General features: G+C 60.8%; 19 protein-coding genes. 6 read left to right on the top strand and 13 right to left on the bottom strand.

All coding sequences use genetic code 11. From position 1 onward, the window contains the following. Positions 1 to 64: 64 nt before the first annotated feature. Entirely contained in the window at positions 65 to 940 is an 876-nt protein-coding gene (pdxS, locus tag HMPREF3048_RS01490; RefSeq protein ID WP_070423174.1) for a pyridoxal 5'-phosphate synthase lyase subunit PdxS, read from the bottom strand. A 58-nt stretch (positions 941 to 998) separates the two neighbouring features. Between pdxS and HMPREF3048_RS01485 the strand changes: the two genes are divergently transcribed. The 3 genes from HMPREF3048_RS01485 (at position 999) to HMPREF3048_RS01475 (ending at position 2952) form a co-directional block, all read left to right on the top strand. Then, complete coding sequence (locus HMPREF3048_RS01485; RefSeq protein WP_245168081.1) at positions 999 to 2357, top strand: MocR-like pyridoxine biosynthesis transcription factor PdxR; 1359 nt, start codon at positions 999 to 1001, stop codon at positions 2355 to 2357. Between the two features lie 77 nt (positions 2358 to 2434). Beyond that, entirely contained in the window at positions 2435 to 2695 is a 261-nt protein-coding gene (locus tag HMPREF3048_RS01480; RefSeq protein WP_070423251.1) for a type II toxin-antitoxin system Phd/YefM family antitoxin, read from the top strand. Continuing rightward, entirely contained in the window at positions 2692 to 2952 is a 261-nt protein-coding gene (locus HMPREF3048_RS01475) for a Txe/YoeB family addiction module toxin (RefSeq protein ID WP_070423172.1), read from the top strand. The genes HMPREF3048_RS01480 and HMPREF3048_RS01475 overlap by 4 nt, the downstream gene beginning before the upstream one ends. A 9-nt stretch (positions 2953 to 2961) precedes the next feature. On the opposite strand, the gene arc is transcribed toward HMPREF3048_RS01475, so the two are convergent. Genes arc through HMPREF3048_RS01460 form a run of 3 tightly spaced genes read right to left on the bottom strand, consistent with a single transcriptional unit; the run spans position 2962 to position 6584 of the window. Beyond that, positions 2962 to 4485 (bottom strand): proteasome ATPase, encoded by a 1524-nt coding sequence (gene arc, locus HMPREF3048_RS01470; protein ID WP_070615064.1) that lies wholly within the window; start codon positions 4483 to 4485, stop codon positions 2962 to 2964. A gap of 38 nt (positions 4486 to 4523) precedes the next feature. Then, the gene (locus tag HMPREF3048_RS01465; protein ID WP_070423170.1) at positions 4524 to 5357 is read right to left on the bottom strand and encodes a tRNA (adenine-N1)-methyltransferase; all 834 of its coding nucleotides are present in this window, start codon (positions 5355 to 5357) and stop codon (positions 4524 to 4526) included. Positions 5358 to 5372: 15 nt separating this feature from the next. Then, positions 5373 to 6584, bottom strand: a complete 1212-nt coding sequence (locus HMPREF3048_RS01460; protein ID WP_070771009.1) for a M18 family aminopeptidase — start codon at positions 6582 to 6584, stop codon at positions 5373 to 5375. A gap of 26 nt (positions 6585 to 6610) precedes the next feature. Between HMPREF3048_RS01460 and HMPREF3048_RS01455 the strand changes: the two genes are divergently transcribed. After that, positions 6611 to 7450: a RecB family exonuclease gene (locus HMPREF3048_RS01455; RefSeq protein WP_070771044.1), complete on the top strand. Its 840-nt coding sequence runs from the start codon at positions 6611 to 6613 to the stop codon at positions 7448 to 7450. Here the strand turns inward: HMPREF3048_RS01455 and HMPREF3048_RS01450 are convergent. The 7 genes from HMPREF3048_RS01450 to HMPREF3048_RS01420 all read right to left on the bottom strand — a co-directional run bounded on the left by HMPREF3048_RS01450 (position 7447) and on the right by HMPREF3048_RS01420 (position 15205). Next, the gene (locus HMPREF3048_RS01450) at positions 7447 to 9114 is read right to left on the bottom strand and encodes a formate--tetrahydrofolate ligase (RefSeq protein ID WP_070484796.1); all 1668 of its coding nucleotides are present in this window, start codon (positions 9112 to 9114) and stop codon (positions 7447 to 7449) included. The genes HMPREF3048_RS01455 and HMPREF3048_RS01450 overlap by 4 nt on opposite strands. A 5-nt stretch (positions 9115 to 9119) precedes the next feature. Beyond that, complete coding sequence (locus HMPREF3048_RS01445) at positions 9120 to 10430, bottom strand: anaerobic C4-dicarboxylate transporter (protein WP_070771008.1); 1311 nt, start codon at positions 10428 to 10430, stop codon at positions 9120 to 9122. Positions 10431 to 10576: 146 nt separating this feature from the next. After that, on the bottom strand, positions 10577 to 12010 hold the full coding sequence (aspA, locus tag HMPREF3048_RS01440) for an aspartate ammonia-lyase (RefSeq protein WP_070451482.1): 1434 nt from the start codon (positions 12008 to 12010) through the stop codon (positions 10577 to 10579). A gap of 55 nt (positions 12011 to 12065) precedes the next feature. Beyond that, entirely contained in the window at positions 12066 to 12740 is a 675-nt protein-coding gene (locus HMPREF3048_RS01435) for an HAD family hydrolase (RefSeq protein ID WP_256374921.1), read from the bottom strand. Further along, the gene (locus HMPREF3048_RS01430; protein WP_070451478.1) at positions 12733 to 13128 is read right to left on the bottom strand and encodes a hypothetical protein; all 396 of its coding nucleotides are present in this window, start codon (positions 13126 to 13128) and stop codon (positions 12733 to 12735) included. The genes HMPREF3048_RS01435 and HMPREF3048_RS01430 overlap by 8 nt, the downstream gene beginning before the upstream one ends. Positions 13129 to 13152: 24 nt before the next feature. Next, positions 13153 to 14367 carry a cysteine--1-D-myo-inosityl 2-amino-2-deoxy-alpha-D-glucopyranoside ligase gene (gene mshC / locus HMPREF3048_RS01425; RefSeq protein ID WP_070771007.1) on the bottom strand — a complete coding sequence of 405 codons (1215 nt, stop codon included), beginning with the start codon at positions 14365 to 14367 and terminating at the stop codon, positions 13153 to 13155. Between the two features lie 10 nt (positions 14368 to 14377). Next, the gene (locus HMPREF3048_RS01420; protein WP_070771043.1) at positions 14378 to 15205 is read right to left on the bottom strand and encodes an undecaprenyl-diphosphate phosphatase; all 828 of its coding nucleotides are present in this window, start codon (positions 15203 to 15205) and stop codon (positions 14378 to 14380) included. Positions 15206 to 15277: 72 nt separating this feature from the next. On the opposite strand from HMPREF3048_RS01420, the gene HMPREF3048_RS01415 reads away from it, so the two are divergent. Both HMPREF3048_RS01415 and HMPREF3048_RS01410 read left to right on the top strand, forming a co-directional pair. Continuing rightward, a complete protein-coding gene (locus HMPREF3048_RS01415) occupies positions 15278 to 16315 on the top strand; it encodes a YncE family protein (protein WP_246818822.1) in 1038 nt (345 codons plus the stop codon). A 9-nt stretch (positions 16316 to 16324) separates the two neighbouring features. Continuing rightward, entirely contained in the window at positions 16325 to 17404 is a 1080-nt protein-coding gene (locus tag HMPREF3048_RS01410) for a quinone-dependent dihydroorotate dehydrogenase (RefSeq protein WP_070771006.1), read from the top strand. On the opposite strand, the gene HMPREF3048_RS01405 is transcribed toward HMPREF3048_RS01410, so the two are convergent. Both HMPREF3048_RS01405 and HMPREF3048_RS01400 read right to left on the bottom strand, forming a co-directional pair. After that, positions 17401 to 17757 carry a hypothetical protein gene (locus HMPREF3048_RS01405; RefSeq protein WP_070423161.1) on the bottom strand — a complete coding sequence of 119 codons (357 nt, stop codon included), beginning with the start codon at positions 17755 to 17757 and terminating at the stop codon, positions 17401 to 17403. The two genes, HMPREF3048_RS01410 and HMPREF3048_RS01405, sit on opposite strands and share 4 nt — an antisense overlap. A gap of 10 nt (positions 17758 to 17767) precedes the next feature. Then, a complete protein-coding gene (locus HMPREF3048_RS01400) occupies positions 17768 to 18301 on the bottom strand; it encodes a YbhB/YbcL family Raf kinase inhibitor-like protein (RefSeq protein WP_070423160.1) in 534 nt (177 codons plus the stop codon). Positions 18302 to 18315 lie beyond the last annotated feature (14 nt).

Raw genomic sequence — 18315 nt, 5'->3', positions numbered from 1 at the left:
GAGAACTTAGGGTCGTACAACTATGGCCATTCTCAACCGGTTAGTCGATGCACGAATAAATGCGTCACCAGCCGCGCTCAGCCAGGCGGTGCGGTGCCGGGAGGTCGGAGACGTTGATGCCCACCATCGCCTCGCCCAGGCCACGGGACACCTCGGTGACTACCGCGATGTCGTTCCAGTTCTGCGTCGCCTTCACCACAGCCTTTGCGCGGGCCTCAGGGTTGCCGGACTTGAAGATGCCGGAGCCGACAAACACACCGTCCGCGCCGAGTTCCATCATGAAGGCCGCATCAGCCGGGGTGGACACGCCACCAGCGACAAGCAATGGCACTGGCAGCTTGCCGTTCTCGGCAACCCACGCTACAAGGTCGTACGGAGCCTGCAGCTCCTTGGCGGCCACGTAGAGCTCGTCGCGGTTGTTCTCCCAAATAGCCTGGAGGCCAGCGATCTCGCTGGTGATCTTGCGGATGTGCTTGGTGGCCTCGGACACGTCGCCGGTGCCGGCCTCGCCCTTGGAGCGGATCATGGATGCACCTTCGTTGATGCGGCGCAGTGCCTCGCCGAGGTTGGTCGCGCCACAGACGAACGGCACGGAAAAGCCACGCTTGTCAATGTGGTTGACGTAGTCCGCCGGGCTGAGCACCTCGGACTCGTCGATATAGTCCACGCCCAGGTGCTCGAGGATCTTCGCCTCCACCGTGTGGCCGATGCGGGCCTTGGCCATGACCGGGATATCGACGGTGTTGATGATGCCTTCGATCAGATCCGGATCCGACATGCGGGCCACGCCGCCCTGGGCGCGGATATCCGCGGGGACGCGCTCGAGGGCCATCACAGCGACCGCGCCGGCGTCTTCGGCGATCTTCGCCTGTTCTGGGGTGACGACGTCCATAATCACGCCGCCGAGGAACTTCTGGTTCAACTGTTCTACATCAGACATACCGCTTAGTCTGCACCTCCAACTGGTAGATTCCAAGAGCCAGTTATATTTAGATTCTTTGGACCAGTTGATGCTTCTCGACGTCTCACGCGACTATCCCACGCCCATTCCTGCTCAAATCGCGGCAGGGATCCGCGACGCTGTTGCCACCGGCGCGCTTTCGCCTAACGACGCAATCCCGTCCACCCGTGTTCTCGCCGAGCAACTTGGGGTATCGCGAGGCAGTGTGGTCACTGCATACGACCAGCTCGAGGGTGAGGGCTACCTGCTGACCAGCCAGGGAGCGCCCACGCGGATCCACCCAGACCTCACCGTCGCCGCACGGATGCCTGAACGCACCACCGACGCGCCGCCCCGCATGACACCGAAGGCCCAGATCTCCCTGAAGCCTTCTCCCGGCAACGCCGGCACCATCCGCCCCGTCACTTGGCGCAAAGCGTGGCGCGAGGCCGCCGCAGAACCCGATAACTCCATGGATAAGTCCGGGGAACCAGAGCTACGCCACGCGGTGGCTGAACACCTCCGTCTTGCACGCAGCATGCACGTTTCTCCGGATCAGATCGTGGTCACCGGCGGCTCACGCGAAGGGCTGATGTGCATCCTCTACGCGCTAGGTGCCGCACTGCGCGTCGGCGTGGAGGACCCCGGACACCCAGGCCTGAGGCGAGTGATCCCGCTCGGCGGCCACGAGGTCGTGGAATGCTCAACCGACCACGAGGGCATTGTGGTCAGCGAACTCCCTGACACTCTGGACGCTCTGCTGGTAACCCCCTCCCACCTCTACCCGTTCGGCGGCGCCATGCCCGCCGCCCGCCGCGTAGAGCTCCTGGAATGGGCGGCTCGCACCGAAACCGTGGTGATCGAAGACGACTTCAATACCGAACTGCGCTACCGCATCTCCCCACAGCCTGCGCTGTCCTCGCTGGCCACACGCGCGGACGTGCTCACCCTCGGCACGTTTTCCACGCTGCTCTCCCGGGAACTCGCGGCCGGCTACGTCGTCGCCTCACCAGCAACCGCAGAAGTGCTGCGCGAGGTACGCAGCGTCCTCGGCATGCCAGTTTCTTCGGTCACCCAGCGTGCCATCGCATACTTGCTTAACGACGGCGTCGCTCGCCGCTCATCTCGCGCCGTGCATCGTGGGCTGGCACAGCGACGCAAAGTACTCAACGAGCGACTGGTTCCGTTAATCAACGGTGCCGAACTCGCGCCCGGCGATGGCGCAGACCTCACGGTGCGTTTTGACACACGAAACGAACGGGATGAGTTTGAACAACGCCTGCTCGAGGCAGGTATCGAGTCTGGTCACGAATCTGCACTGTGGACCAACAGCGGCGACGGGCTGGTGTTGAGCTTTGCCCACTTGAGTGCAACTGACTTCGACCTCGCCGTTGAGATCGTCACACGGATTGTGTGATCTCATTGACACGCCCGTTCAATAATGAATAGAGTTGTACAGGAAGTTGTACTTATCGGGGTTATTGGAGGCAAATGATGAAAGTCATGTCTTACTCGGAATCTCGTGCAAACTATGCGGAGGTTCTGAACACAGTTGTTGACGATTGCGAGGAGGTCGTCATCACCCGTTCCGGCCACGATCCGGTTGTCATTGTCTCGCTGGCGGAATACGAATCGATGAAGGAGACCTCTTATTTGCTTCAATCCCCAGCGAATGCTCGCGTACTCAAGGAGCGAATCGAACGCTTGGAAAAAGGAACGTCGGTTCAGAATGAGCTCATCGAGGAAGATAGATGATTCTGTCTTGGGACGAAGATGCCTGGGCCGAGTATGTCGAATGGCAAACCACGGACAAGCGTGTGCTCAAACGCATCAACATGCTCATCCGCGATATTCAACGCAACGGCAATCAAGGCATCGGCAAGCCTGAACCGCTCAAACATGAGCTCAGTGGCTATTGGTCCCGGAGGATTACCAGCGAGCACCGACTCGTGTACAAAATGACCGAAACCGAGATCCGAATTGCGGCTTGTCGCTACCACTACGGGGAATAGACTCCTCTACTACCCGATGACCTCGGCGGCGACGACTCGCTTGCCGTGACGGCCAGTAATACGCGCCCACTCGTCTGGGTTCGCGGTGTTCGGCATGTCTTCACTTTCGTCTTGCTCGTCGCGTACTGCTTCGCGCAGGTGATCAGCGGTGACACCCGCGGTAGATACACCTGAGAGGTGGTCCTTGATCGCAAGCTTCTTCGCGCGATCCACCACGTTGGCAATCAAAGCGCCAGAGACGAAGTCGGAGTAGTGCAGTACCTCGGCGGTGCCGTCGACAAGTTCGAGTCGCACGAAGGGGCGCGGGGCGAACAGAGCGGCAGCGGCTGCGTCGATAAGTTCTTTGCGAGGAGCCGCGAGTGGGATCTCGTCAGTGAGGTAGCGCGCGAGGATGTCCTTCGACTCCTCCTTGTTCGGTCGCGACACGCGGACCTTGATGTCGAGGCGACCCGGGCGCAGGATTGCGGGGTCGATGAGTTCCTCGCGGTTGGTCGCGCCGATGACGATGACGTTCGCGATGTCCTCCACGCCGTCGATCTCAGTCAGCAACTGCGGCACCACGGTGGTTTCCATATCTGAGGAGACACCGGAACCGCGGGTGCGGAAGATCGATTCCATCTCGTCGAAGAAGACGATGACGGGGTTGCCCTCGGAGGCGAGTTCGCGGGCGCGCTCGAAGATCAGGCGGATGCGCCGCTCGGTTTCGCCGACGAACTTGTTCAGCAGCTCGGGGCCTTTGACGTTGATGAAGTGCGCCTGTCCTCCGTCGCCAATGCGCTGCGACAACGAGTTCGCCACCGCCTTTGCAATGAGCGTCTTACCGCAACCCGGAGGACCATAGAGCAGCAGGCCCTTCGGCGGGGTGAGGTCGTACGCGGCGTAGAGCTCGGGGTGTGAAAACGGCAGCTCGACGGAGTCTTGGATCGTCTCAATCTGAGACGACAGCCCGCCGATGTCTTCATAGGTCACATCCGGGATCTCTTCGAGCGAGAGTTGGTTGACTTCGGTCTTCTCAATGCGCTCAAACGCGTAACCGGCGGACGAATTCACCAGCACCGTATCGCCTGCACGCGTGGTCTTGAGTAGCGGTTCGGCGAGCATGACCAGCGACTCCGCGCCTTGCTGGTCGGCGACCACGGCGCGATCTGTGCCGATGCGTTCCACCATCGTGGCAATCTGGCCTGTTGGGGTAAACCCGCAGGCTTCCACCACAACGGTCCCCTCACCGAGGCGCACAAGCGTGCCTGGTACAAGGGCTTGCGGCTCGACCAAGGGCGAGATTTTCAGACGCATCCGCCGACCGGACGTGTGCACCTCCGCTTCCCCATCGCGAGTACCCGGGGCAAGGTAGATGCCGTAGGTAGACGCGGGTTCGCCGAGTTCCTCGACCTTGACGTAGAGGTCATTGAGCTTGTCGCGGCTGGACTTCAGCAACTCCGCAAGCCGCTTGTTGCGCGCCCCCAAATCCTGGTTCTCGCGCTTGAGGTTGCGCAATTCGGGCCCGAAAGCATCGTCTTCAATGTGTCCAACCATGGATCCGAGCCTACCTATCGCCGATAGGACGCAAGTGCTTATCGACGAGCCTTACGCTGCGGACGCGGCGGCGTCACACCATCAGCGAGCCTGCGGGTCCAGACAAGAAACGCCGTGTGTGCGTTCATGCGGTGTTCAGGGCGCGTGGCCAGGCCGTCGACCTTCCACTCGCGCAGCAGGGTCTCCCAGGCGCGCGGCTCAGTGAAGCACTTCGCCTCGCGGATAGCCTCCATAATGTTCATCAGCTGTGGCACGGTGGCCACGTACGTCATGAACACACCACCTGGGATGAGCACGTTCTTCACGGTGTCGATGAAGTGCCACGGCTCGACCATGTCCAAGATGACGCGGTCCACCTGGCCGTCGAGGTCTTCCGGGGTGACCTCGCCGAAGTCGCCGAGGCGAGGCGTCCACCATTCTGGTTCGCCGCCGAAGTATTCAGCGACGTTGTCTTTGGCGAACGCCAGGTGGTCGTCGCGAATCTCGTAGGAGTACACGTGCCCCTCGGGTCCGACCGCGCGCAGCAGCGACATGGTCAACGCGCCGGAGCCGGCACCCGCCTCCAGCACTCGTGCGCCCATGAAGATATCGCCCTCAACGAGGATCTGGGCCGCATCCTTCGGGTAGATCACCGCAGCGCCGCGCGGCATAGACAGGACGTGATCCACCAGGAGGTGGCGGAAGCAGAGGTAGTCCGAGCCCAGCGTGGACTTGACCACCGTGCCCTCGTCGGCACCGATGATGTCATCGTGACTGACGATGCCCTTGTGGGAGTGGAACTGGCCACCCTCCTTGAGCTCGATGGTGAAGTGGCGGCGCTTCGCGTCAGTGAGCTGCACCTTGTCGCCTGGCTGGAACGGTCCCGAATACATGCCGGTAAGTATGCCCTACTGTGCGCCGGTGTAAAAAGCCGACAGTGCGCGCACGAAGTAATCCATGTCGTCCACTCCGCACAGCTCGCGTGCGGAGTGCATGGACAACAGTGGCACACCCACATCGACCGTCGGAAGGCCTAGACGTGTCGAGGAAATCGGGCCAATCGTTGACCCGCACGGCACCGCGTTATTGCCCACGAAGGTCTGGTGCGGAACCCCGGCTGCGCGGCACGCCAGGATCCACTCGGCCTCCGTGGCGGCATTGGACGCGTAGCGCTGGTTGGCGTTGATCTTCAGCACCGGGCCCTTGTTGATCAGCGGGTGATGCGTCGGATCGTGCTTGCCCGGGTAGTTCGGGTGCACCGCGTGCGCCGCGTCGGCGGAAACCTGGATGGAGTTCGCAATAATTTCAGACGGATCGCCGAATGCCGCCGCCACCTTGGTCAGGACGCGCTCCAGCATCGGGCCACCGGCTCCGGCGGTGGATGCAGAGCCCACCTCCTCGTGGTTAAACGCCGCAAGCACCAGAATGTCCTGGGCATTTTCCTTGGCTGCGAGCATTGCCTCGAGCGATGCCCACACACTGGTCAGGTTATCCAGGCGGCCAGCGGCCAGAAGATCACCGATGACCTCGCCCCGCTGTGCGTCCGCGGTGATAAGTTCGTGCGCCACGATGTCGTCTGCAGCAAGGCCCGCCGACTCCGCTGCTAGCTCGAGCAGCGGACGGTCCACCCCCAGGATCGGCTGGGTGTGGACCTGGCGGTCGATCTCTGGCATGTCACCCCGGTAGAGGTGGATAGCCAGGTTGGGAACGCGCGCAACCGCACCCGTGTTCACGAGGTGTTCCTTACGGTCGGTGGTCACCACTCGACCGGCGAAGGTGAGGTCGCGATCGAACCAGCTCGCCAGGATCGGCCCGCCGTAGACCTCGACGGCAACCTGGCGGAACCCTTCGCGCACGACATCCGGATCGGGCTTGGCCATCAAGCCAGGCGAGTCCGTGTGCGAGCCGACCACACGGAACCGCGGGTTGGGGTTTTCCGGGACCCACCACGCAATCACGGCGCCATCGCTGATGATGAGGTGGCCGCCGGGGCGGGTGGCGTCGTCGTCAAGCAATGCCCGGCGAGTAAACCCTGCTGCCTCGAGGCTTGTGGCGACGTTTTCCGCTGCGTGATAGGCGGATGGACTCTGGCTGATGAAATCGATGAACGGCTGTGTCATACCCCCACTCTAAGATGTTGGGCACCATGACTCCCAGCAATACGCCACGACCACTCGCCCTGTCCCCCTCCCGCGCGTCCGATTACAAGCGCTGCCCGCTGCAATACAGGTTCCGCGCGATCGACCGCCTGCCGGAACCATACACGGAAGCGCAGGTGAAAGGCACGCTCGTACACGCCGTGCTGGAAGAGATGTTCACGTGGCCCCGAGAGGAGCGCACCTACCCCGCCGCCGTGAAGCGGCTCAAGCCGACGTGGGAGCAAATGCGTATCGACGACCCCACCTGCGCCGAACCCGTCGAAGACGACTACCAGCTGCTCGTGGATGCCCGCACGCTCCTGCGTGGCTACTTCACCATGGAAAACCCGCTCGGCTTCGACGCGCACGCACAAGAAATGCCGGTCGATTTCACACTGCCCAACGGGGTTCCTGTGCGCGGCTTCATCGACCGAGTGGACATTGCGCAGACCGGCGAGGTACGTGTTGTCGACTATAAGACCGGCAAGAAGCCACTACCCCGCTACTCCCAGGACGCGCAGTTCCAGATGCGCTTCTACGCGCTGGTCTATTGGCGCCTGTTCGGCGTCGTTCCGACCCAGCTGAAACTGATGTACCTCAAGGTGATGGACTCAATGATCCTCACCCCCTCGCGCGAGGAGCTGGAGTACTTCGAGCGCGACCTGGCGGAGTTGTGGTGGAAGATCGAGGCCGACGGCAAAGCTGGCTCGTTCCGCCCGCAGCAGTCGAAGCTTTGCGGGTGGTGCGCCTTCCAGTCGCTGTGTCCAGCGTTTGGTGGCACACCACCCGAGTATCCCGGTTGGCCCGGCTCCCGCGCAGAGGAAGAGCCGGCCCCAGAGAAGGACTAGAACAGTCCGCTGACTACGCCGTTCTCGTCGACGTCGATGTTGTTGGCAGCCGGCTTCTTCGGCAGGCCCGGCATAGTCATCACATCGCCCGTCAGCGCGAGGACGAAGCCGGCACCGGTGCGCGGGATGAGGTTGCGCACATGCAGGGTGTGGCCCTCAGGTGCGCCAAGCTCCGTCGGGTCGTCGGAGAAGGAGTACTGCGTCTTGGACACGCAGACCGGCAGGTTGTCAAAGCCGTTGTCCTTCAACGTCTTCAGGTCCTTCAGAGCTGCAGCGGAGTACTGCACCTCGCCTGCGCGGTAGATCTCCTTGGCGATGGTTTCGATGGACTTCTCCACGCCCTCAGCCGGGTCGTACAGCGGGTGCGATTCGCCCTCGGTGAGGTTCGCCAGCAGGGTTTCAGCGAGCTCGGTGGCGCCGGCGCCGCCTTCGGCCCACACGTTGGCGTCGGCAAGCGCGATGCCCTTGGACTCTGCCCAGTTACGCACGAAATCGAGCTCGGCGTCGGTATCGGTGACAAACCGGTTGAGTGCAACCACCGGGGTGACGCCGAACTTGCGCACGTTTTCCACGTGGCGCTCCAGGTTCACGATGCCCTCTGCCAGCGCATCGACGTTTTCAGCCTTAAGGTCTTCCTTCGCAATGCCAGCGTGGTGCTTGATCGAGCGGATCGTAGCGACGATCACCGCACCTGCGACATCCAGATCACCGTAGCGTGCCTTGATGTCGAAGAACTTCTCCGCACCCAGGTCAGAACCGAAGCCGGCCTCGGTGAGCACGATGTCGGCATAGTCGAGTGCCGTGCGGGTAGCGATGAGGGTGTTGCAGCCGTGTGCGATGTTGGCAAACGGTCCGCCGTGGATAAACGCCGGGGTGCCGCCGAGCGTCTGAACCAGGTTCGGGTTCACAGCGTCCTTGAGTAGAGCGGCCATCGCGCCCTGTGCTCCGATCTCGCCGGCAGTGACCGGTTTGCCGTCGTACGTCAGGCCAATAGTGATCGCTGCGAGGCGACGCTTCAGGTCCTCCAGGTCCGTGGCCAGGCCAAGGATCGCCATAATCTCGGACGCAGCCGTGATGGTGAAGCCGGTTTCTGCCGGAACACCCGAGGTCGGGCCGCCGAGGCCGGTAATGACGTTGCGCAGCACGCGGTCGTTCACGTCCACGCAACGCTGCCAGGTCACGCGACGCGGGTCGATGTTGAGCTCATTGCCCTGATGGATGTGGTTGTCGATCAGCGCAGCCAGGGTGTTGTTGGCGCTGGTGATGGCGTGGAAGTCGCCGGTGAAGTGCAGGTTGATCTGCTCCATCGGAACGACCTGGGAGTAGCCGCCACCTGCTGCACCACCCTTGACGCCCATGACCGGGCCGAGCGAAGGCTCGCGAAGCGCCACCATCGCCTTGTGGCCAAGCTTTGCCAATGCATCGGTCAGACCGATCAGCATGGTGGACTTGCCCTCGCCAGCCGGGGTTGGGGACACACCGGTCACCAGGACGAGCTTGCCCGGCTTGCCCTTCGGGGTTTTGTTGATGTCCACCTTAGCCATGTACTTGCCGTACGGGATGAGCGCATCCTCATCCACGCCGGCCCGGGCGGCAATGTCGGTGATGGGTTCGAGTTCGTGTGCTTGAGCGATTTCGACGTCAGTCAATGGTTGTGCAGTCATGCATCTCACACTACCGCCGCACCGATGAGGTATCCCAGGATTACGCTGACTAAAATGCAGACCACTCCGGGGACGAGGAATGGGTGGTCAAACACATACTTGCCAATGCGGGTCGAGCCCGTGTCGTCCATCTCTACTGCCGCGAGCAGCGTTGGGTACGTGGGCAGGACGAATAGTGCGGAGACCGCCGGGAATGCTGCAAGTGCCGTGAGTGGGCTGACCCCTATCGCCAATGCGGCGGGGATGAGCGCTTTCGCCGTAGCGGCTTGTGAATACAACAGTGATGCGGCGACAAAGAGCACGACCGCAAGCAGCCAGGGTTTTGAGGTCAGCACGTTACCGGCGATGTTTTGGATGTCGTCGATGTAGTAGTTGATATACGTCGTACCCAGCCACGCCACGCCGAGAACGCAGACACATGCGGACATGCCGGATCGAAAGACTTGGGTGTTCAGAATCTCCGCGGCAGCAGTGCGGGTGCTCATAATGATGACGACCGCGGCGCTGAGCATGATGGCCATAATTGCCTCGTTACGCGGCACTGTTGGCTCCGCAATCAGACCGATCTGATCCGAAATCAGCGTTGCGTAGACCATCACAATGACGATCGCTGCCAGAAAGATAGCGACCGAGCGCTTCGCTCCTGGTGCGGCAACGTAATCGTCATGAGCTTGATGCGTTGCGACGAGTCCAGCGGCCTTGCGTTTGCGGTACACGGGGTCGTCGTCAAGCTCACTGCCCATATGGTTGGCAACCCACGCCGTCGGGAAAATTGCGAGGAACGTCGCAGGAAGCATCACCGCAAGAATCTGGAGATACCCCACCCCAAGCGGTTCAAGCGCTGACGCCATGAACACAACTGCTGCAGAGATTGGTGAAGCGACGATCGCCATCTGTGAAGCGATCACGGCCGCTGACAAGGGGCGTGAAGGACGAACGTTTCCTTCCTTCGCCACCTCTGTGATGACCGGCATCGTGGAAAACGCCGTATGCCCAGTTCCAGCGAAGACGGTCATCAACCACGTCACCATCGGGGCGTAGACAGTGATGCGTTGAGGGTTCCTGCGTAAGAGTCGCTCCGCAAGATTAACGAGGTATTGCATGCCGCCCGCGAGCTGCATTGCAGAAATCGCTGCGATAACGCACATGATGATGCCGATGACATCGAACGGAATTGCATCTGCGGTGACCGTCATGCCTGTCGCACCGAGCAGCAACACCCCCAATCCCCCGGCGAAACCGATCGCGATCGAGCCAATGCGTGCACCCAACACGATTGCCCCGAAAAGAATGAGGGTGTGCAGGGCAACCAACATGGTGTGCGCTCCTTCATTACGGGTTAGTAAGAACTTCCGCCATTATCCCGTATTGATCACACCAAAAGGAAACGGGGCAGGTGTGAGATTGGCTACCACCCTGCCCCGGTTCACCGCTGACGCGGAAGGAAATGCGGTTTTAAAACCTAATTAGCGTCGTCCTCATCAACGTAGAGCTTGCCGCGGAATTCCGGGTGCATGAGGTTTTCCTTGCTCAGCAACCGCTTCAAATCCTCTTCCTCAATAAGGCCCTTCTCCAGCACCAGGTCATAGACGCTCTTACCGGTGGAAGCAGCCTCACGGCCAATGATGTCACCGTTGTGGTGACCAATCACCGGGTTGAGATAGGTGACGATGCCGATCGAGTTAGTCACGTAAGCCTCGCACACGTCCTTGTTCGCAGTGATGCCCACAACGCACTTCTCGCGCAGCGTACGTGCCGCATTGGCCAGCAGACGGATCGACTCAAACAAGGACTGAGCAATGACCGGCTCCATGACGTTGAGCTGGAGCTGACCTGCCTCAGCAGCCATGGAGACCGTCACGTCGTTGCCGAAGACCTTGAAGCACACCTGGTTAACAACCTCCGGGATAACCGGGTTGACCTTGGCCGGCATGATCGAGGAACCAGCCTGGCGCTCCGGAAGGTTGATCTCGTTCAGACCAGCGCGAGGACCGGACGACAGCAGGCGCAGGTCGTTACACATCTTGGAGAGCTTCATTGCCGCACGCTTGATAGCGCCGTGCATCATGACGTAGTCGCCGGTATCCGAAGTGGCTTCGATCAGATCCGGAGACGCCTGGATGTCCAGGCCGGTGACCTCGCGAAGTGCCGTGACAACCTGATCTTTGTAGCCGTTCGGAGTGTTAATTCCCGTACCGATTGCGGTTGCGCCAAGGTTGACTTCCAGCAACGAGGTTGCAGCGTTGCTGATGGTGCGCTGCTCTTCATTGAGGTTTGCGCCAAACGCAGTGAATTCCTGACCCAGCGTCATCGGAACCGCGTCCTGCAACTGAGTACGACCCATTTTGATGATGTCGGAAAACTCGTCGCCTTTCGCGCGCAGTGCCTTCTGCAGCTCGTCGAGCTCCTCAAGCAAGCCCTGCACCGCGTAGTACACACCGAGACGCAGACCAGTCGGGTACGCATCGTTGGTGGACTGGGACATATTCACATCATCGTTCGGATTGATGATGTCGTAGGAGCCCTTCTCAGCACCAACGTATTCCAGTGCGAGGTTAGCCACCACCTCGTTCGTGTTCATGTTTGCCGAGGTACCCGCGCCACCCTGGAATAGGTCGATCGGGAACTGATCCATGCAGCGTCCCTCATCCAGAATCTGGTCGCAGGCCCACGCAATTGCTTCGGCTTTCTCGCGCGGCAACACATGCAGGCGACGGTTCGCAATAGCGGTAGCTTTCTTGACTTGGGCCATGCCACGGATGAACTCCGGCAAATCGTTCAGGGTGCTGGCCGACAACTTGAAGTTGTCTACTGCTCGCTGCGTATGCACTCCGTAGTACACATCAGCGGGGACTTCAGCCTTGCCAAGCAGGTCTTCTTCAATACGAGTGCTCATGGCACACCACTATACGTAGCAAAGCGAAGCCTCTCGACGATTGTGCGCGTGACACCTACGCGCTGCAGGCTGCAGCAAACCAGCGGTACACGTCGTCGGCACTGGCCCCCACAAACAGGTGGGGATCAAACCGATACACACCGGCAGGTACATGATCCGCGAGCCCCAACACTGCACATCCCGCTGCAGCCGCAGCTGACATGCCACTGAACGAGTCCTCGACCACGAGACAGTCTTGCGGAGCGGCGCCGACGCGCCGGGCTGCTTCGAGGTACATGTCGGGGGCAGGTTTCGGGTGGATCACTTCGTCGCCAGTAATGGTGCCGGTGAAGAACGCACGCCCAATCGCATCAATGCACGGATCTGCCAGGACGCGTTCAGTATTCGTCGTCACGAACATGGGCATGTGGTCTTCCTTCAGCGACTGCAGCACTTCAAGAATCCCTGGGTTGCATTCGATACCTGCAGAAAACAGTTCAGCCATCCGACCGAACATCCAGTCTTTATAACGCTGTTCGTCGCCGTCAGTCAGTGTGTGCTCCGCCCACTGCGCCACAATGCGAAGCGTGTTCGGGAAACTCCCGCCAATGGTGCGCTCGCGAACCTCTGGGGTCAGTGGCCGACCAAGCAACTCCCCTAACTCGTAGGTCGCCTGTCCCCAGAGCGGCTCTGTGTCTATCAGCGTGCCGTCCATATCCCAGAAGACGGCCGCCGGACGCTGCCTACTCAAATTCCGGCAGCGCTTCTAGCGCCTCATCGGTCGCGCCCGCCGCGGTGCACACCCGAATCACGAGCGTCTCAATATCTGCCTTTTCTTCTGGCTCAAGCACCGCGTCCGCATGACGGACATTGAATGCCTCCAAGCGCTCGTAGAACGGTCCAACTAGCCCCACCAGTTGCTGGTCCTCTGGCTGGGAACCGAGTGCGTCGACCTCGTCGAGGTACTGCTCAAGCATTTTCCGCAACTCAGGCAACACGGACGGGTCGAATGGCTCGTCCCACAACTCCTTGTCTTCCTCAGAAAGGTAGGAGCCTGAGGCGAACATCGTCAGGTCATCGATAAACTCGTCGACCTCAGGCTGGAACTGGGCACGAATCGTGTGTGCTGCTGCGCTCATGACCACCATTGTGCTGGATGAGGCCTAGAGATGCACACCGAGTAGCCCCTCAAGTGCTGTCGCAATCACACCGTCGCAGTCGCCCCGTGCTTCATCGACCACACGAAGAGCTGTGGGCGTGTCAAGGTCGTCTGCCAGCGCAGCGCGCAACTTATCGACGACACCGAGCGCCTCGTCTTCAGACACCTCGTTCGCCAGGGCCTCACGCCACCGGTCGAGTCGCTCCTCAGCAGTGTGAAGAATCGCGTCGGAGAAATCACGGTCTTCCCGGTAGTGCTGGGAAAACACCGCCAGCCGGATCGCGGAAGCCTCGTGGCCTTGCTCGGTGAGCTTGTGAACAAAGACGAGGTTACCTAGTGACTTCGACATCTTCACACCATCAAGTGCGATCATGCCCGCGTGCACATAGTGGCCGGCCATCCGGTCCACGTGCAGCGCGGCCTCTGCGTGCGCGGCTGAGAACTCGTGGTGCGGAAACGCCAGGTCCGAACCGCCACCTTGGATCGCGAAACTTGCCCCTAAGCGGTTCGTCGCAATCGCGGAGCACTCCACGTGCCATCCCGGACGACCTGGGCCGAACGGCGAGTCCCAGGCTGGCTCGCCCTCACGGTGACCACGCCAGATCAGCGCGTCAAGCTTGTCGCGCTTGCCTTCACGCTCCGGGTCACCACCGCGCTCAGCGAAGTACTCCTCCATCGTTGCACGGTCAAGATTCGACTCGTAGCCAAACTGCTCGGTTGCATCGATCGAGGCATACACATCGCCCTTGTCGAGTATGTAGGCCACGCCTTCGTCGAGAAGCTTCTGCACCATCTCGATGACCTCATCGACAGACTCCATCGCGCCGATGTAATCGCGCGGCGGGATGACGGAGAGAATCTCCATGTCACTGCGGAACAGATCGATCTGGCTTGAGCCGAGTTCGCGCCAATCCACACCGTCACGCTCGGCGCGCTCGAACAGAGGGTCATCAACATCGGTGATGTTCTGTACATAGTGCACCTTGTGACCGTTAGCGATCAGCTGACGCTGCACAAGGTCGAATGTGAGATAGGTGGCAGCGTGTCCCAGGTGGGTCGAGTCGTATGGAGTGATACCGCAGACATACAACCCCACTTCGCCCTTCGCATCCGGCGTGGTATCCACAGGTTTCACCTGCTGATCAGCGGTGTCGTAGAGCTTCAGCGGCACCGAAGTGCCGGCAACGTTAGGAACAATTGGGTTCGGCCAAGCTTGCATGCGCCCAACCCTACACAGGCTGCATGACACCAGTGCCAAGCAGAATCATCACAATGACACCGAGTGGGATGCGGTAGGCAGCGAACCAGGCAAACGAGTGGTTAGAAACGAACTTCAGCAACCACGCAATGGAGATGTAACCGACGATAAAGCCAATTCCGGAGCCGACAAGCAGCTGCATTCCGGAGGCAGCCTGTCCCGCTTGCGGGTCAAACGCATCGGGCAAGGAGAACAGACCAGACGCGAGTACCGCGGGGATAGCCAGAAGGAAGCTAAACCGGGTAGCAACCTCGCGGTCGAGGTTGAGGAACAAACCACCCGAGATCGTTCCGCCGGAGCGCGACACACCAGGAATCAGCGCTAGGCACTGCCACAGGCCCATGAGAACGGCGTCCTTCATAGTCAGCTCCTCAAACCCACGAGACTTCTTGCCGCGGCGTTCCGCAAGAATGAACACCAGAGAGAACAAAATGAGCACGGTCGCGGTGATCCACAAGTTGCGGAAGTTTTCGCGAATCAGGTCCTTCAGCAACACACCTGCCAACCCGACTGGGATCGTGCCGGCGATGACCATCCAGCCCATGCGGTAATCAAACCCTCGCTTGGCCTTGTCGAACAGTCCAGCGAACCACGCGGTGAAAATCCGCCAAATGTCCTTGGCAAAGTACACAAGTACGGCAAGCTCGGTACCGAGCTGGATCACAGCGGTAAAACTTGCGCCAGCGTCCTCCCCCCAAAACAACTCTGAGACGATACGGAGGTGACCCGACGAGGACACCGGGAGAAACTCCGTCAAGCCCTGCACGATGGAGAGGACGATCACCTGTAGCCACGACATCATGGCTGCACACCCTACTCCGCACCGCGCTTGATCACTGAACGCAGCAGGCTGATTGCTAGGCTTACGTGCGTGATTGTTCGACGTACTGCTTCCCGTTTTACTGCCGCACTCTGCCTTAGCGCGGTGTTACCGCTCGCGCTGGCAGCATGCAGCGCCTCCCCGAACGCAAAAATCGAGGAGGCGGGTGGCGACGCCGCAGCCAACATGGGCAGCGCCGAACCTGCCCAGTCCCCTGCGAGCGAGAACCCGGCTGGGCGTGTAGTGCAGTTTGAGGCTGTGCGCGACCTAGACACGACAAACGGTGTTGTCGGGGTGCGCACAGAAAATGCCCTGCTGATTGGGTCGATCGACGACATTGCCAACGGCAAGGCTGAAGAGCATCCACTCGACGCGTCGTGCGGGGATGTATCTGCCAGCGATGGGTCGTTCGCAGTGGCGTGTGATGGGGCTGTCAACGTCTTCGGCCAAGCCGCGCAAACTATTAGCACCGACCTTCCGGTGACTTCGGCGACTGTTGTTTCCAGCGGTGAAGTGCTCGCTGCAAGCGATACAGAGCGCAAAGTGTGGGTGTTTAAGGACGGGGAACTGTCGGACACGATCGATGTTGCCCGCGAGACCGACCAGCTGCAGGCGGTCGCCCTCGACGGCCAAGATGACGCGGTAGTTCGCATCAGCAGCTTCGACACCACCATCCAGGACATCGACTGGCAGGGCTCCCGCCAGGGCGGCACGCTGCGTGTTGGCCTCGGCGTGGGCAAGGTTGCCGCAGGCGAGCACGGGCTTGTGCTCGCTGCCGACTCCACCGGCAACCAGATCCACGTCTACACCACCGACGACATCATTCGTCTCCAGCAGAGCGCACCTGTGCCGGAAGGCCCGTGGGACGTCGCGTGGGATTCGTCGCAACGCCTTGCATGGGTAAGTTCCTTGGCTGAAAACACCGCAACCGGATACGACATCTCCCAGGGTGTGCCGATCGAAAAGAAGAGTTTCGCCACTGTCGCGAACGCTCAGAGCATCATTTCGCTTGACGACGGCACCGTCGTCCTCGCATCCGCCACCGGCGATGGCATCCAAATCGTCGCACCCGACGAGCAGATTAACTAGGAGACCAACATGAGTCTTTACGACCGCGCCCTGCAACTGATGTTCCGCATCCCGCCGGAGCGCATCCACGGCATCATCAGCGGTGGCCTGCGTGTACTGGATGCCGCGAGTCCCCTCAACCGCGCACTCGAGAAGGTTGTACGCGTCCACGACCCCGTGCTGCGCCAGACAGTGTTCGGCGTTGACTTCCCTGCCCCGCTCGGACTTGCGGCTGGGTTTGATAAAAACGCTGAAGCTATCGACGCCTGGGGCGCCGTTGGCTTCGGCTACGCAGAGATGGGCACGGTGACTCCGAAGCCGCAGCCGGGTAATCCCGCCCCACGCCTGTTCCGCCTTCCCGCGGACAAGGCAATTTTGAACCGTATGGGGTTCAACAACAAGGGTGCACTCGTTGTCGCAGATAACCTGCGCAGCAGGAAGTCCGACGACATCGTCGGGATTAACATCGGCAAGAACAAGACCGCCGAAGACGCTGTCGCCGACTACCGCGCAACCGCTACCGCCCTTGGCCCGCTGGCCGACTATCTCGTGGTCAACGTGTCCTCCCCGAACACGCCGGGTCTTCGCGACCTGCAGGCGGTGGAGGAGCTTCGCCCCATCCTTTCCGTGGTGAAAGAGTCGACCACCACCCCGGTGCTGGTCAAGATCGCGCCAGATCTTTCGGACGAGGACATCGACGCTGTTGCAGACCTCGCTGTCGAACTTGGACTCGACGGCATCGTGGCGACCAACACCACGATCTCCCGCGACGGGCTGCACACCAATGCAGACGAGGTTGCAGCCATGGGTGCGGGTGGCATCTCTGGTGCACCCGTTGCGGCACGCTCACTCGAGGTGCTCAAGCGCCTCTACGACCGCATCGGCGGCCAATTGGCGATCATCAGTGTTGGCGGTATCTCCACACCCCAACAGGCGTGGGAACGCATCACTTCAGGTGCCAATCTGTTGCAGGGCTACACGCCATTCATCTACGGCGGCCCGGGTTGGATCCGGGATATCCACCGGGGCATTGCTGCACAGATTAAGGCCCACGGTCTGAACTCTATTGAGCAGGCCGTGGGCAATGGGCTTGAGTGGAAAGCGCTCTAGGCCTTCGGTTGCACGCTGCGCCGTAGAATCACGGCGCAGAAGCCCGCGGCGATAGCCCAAGCGACAAGCCACACCGGCGTCGTCGTGAATAATGCGGTGTTCGGCAAAATTACCCCAAGGCCGATCAAGACGATCGCGATGAAAAGGGCGATAACCTGCGTGCGCGAGCCTTGCTGCTCTTTGTTCGTGGTCGCAAACGCACCGACGAGAGCGACAGCCACAAGCACCGTGAGCACCTGAGGGGTGATCACAAACCCCTCATCACCACGGGTAAATCCGACGACTGCATAGAGGACGAGTGCGGCGGCAAGACCTAAAAAGGCGCCGCCGACGCGAAGCTGCACAGGTACCATTCGCCGAATACTACTGGTTCTCGTACCAACCCCAGATGATTGCCCGGCCCAACGAGTGGAAGTTCAGGTTGAACCCGAGCTGCGTTGGGTTCGCGATCTGATCTGCCGGCAATTCCGTGTCCACCGCGTGGACTACGAACAGGTAGCGGTGCGGCCCGTGGCCTGCCGGCGGGTTTGCGCCGTAGAACCCTTTAACTCCGGAATCACCGGTGAGCACAACCGCGCCGACGCCCAGGTCCTCCTTGGCGCCTGCGCCAGCAGGCAGCTCGGTAATATCTGCCGGGATGTTGAACGCGGACCAGTGCCAAAAACCCGACGCGGTTGGTGCGTCCGGGTCGAAGCACGTCACTGCGTAGGTCTTCGTCCCCTCAGGCGCACCTTCCCACGCAAGCTGCGGGCTGGTGGCGTTATCGCCGGCAAGTGTGTCGTTGAGACGCTCGCCGTCAACAATGTCATCCGAGGTCACCGTGAACGAAGGCACGTCCGCCAGGGGCGCATACGGGTCGGGGCCGGGGAAACGGTCTGAAACATAGGAAGCAGTCATAGACCCATTCCTAC

Origin of the sequence: Corynebacterium sp. HMSC075D04, from assembly GCF_001815635.1 — a bacterium.
GTDB lineage: Bacteria > Actinomycetota > Actinomycetes > Mycobacteriales > Mycobacteriaceae > Corynebacterium > Corynebacterium coyleae.
Note: the sequence above shows the minus strand (reverse complement) of the source record. Positions and strands in the feature narration are given on the sequence as shown.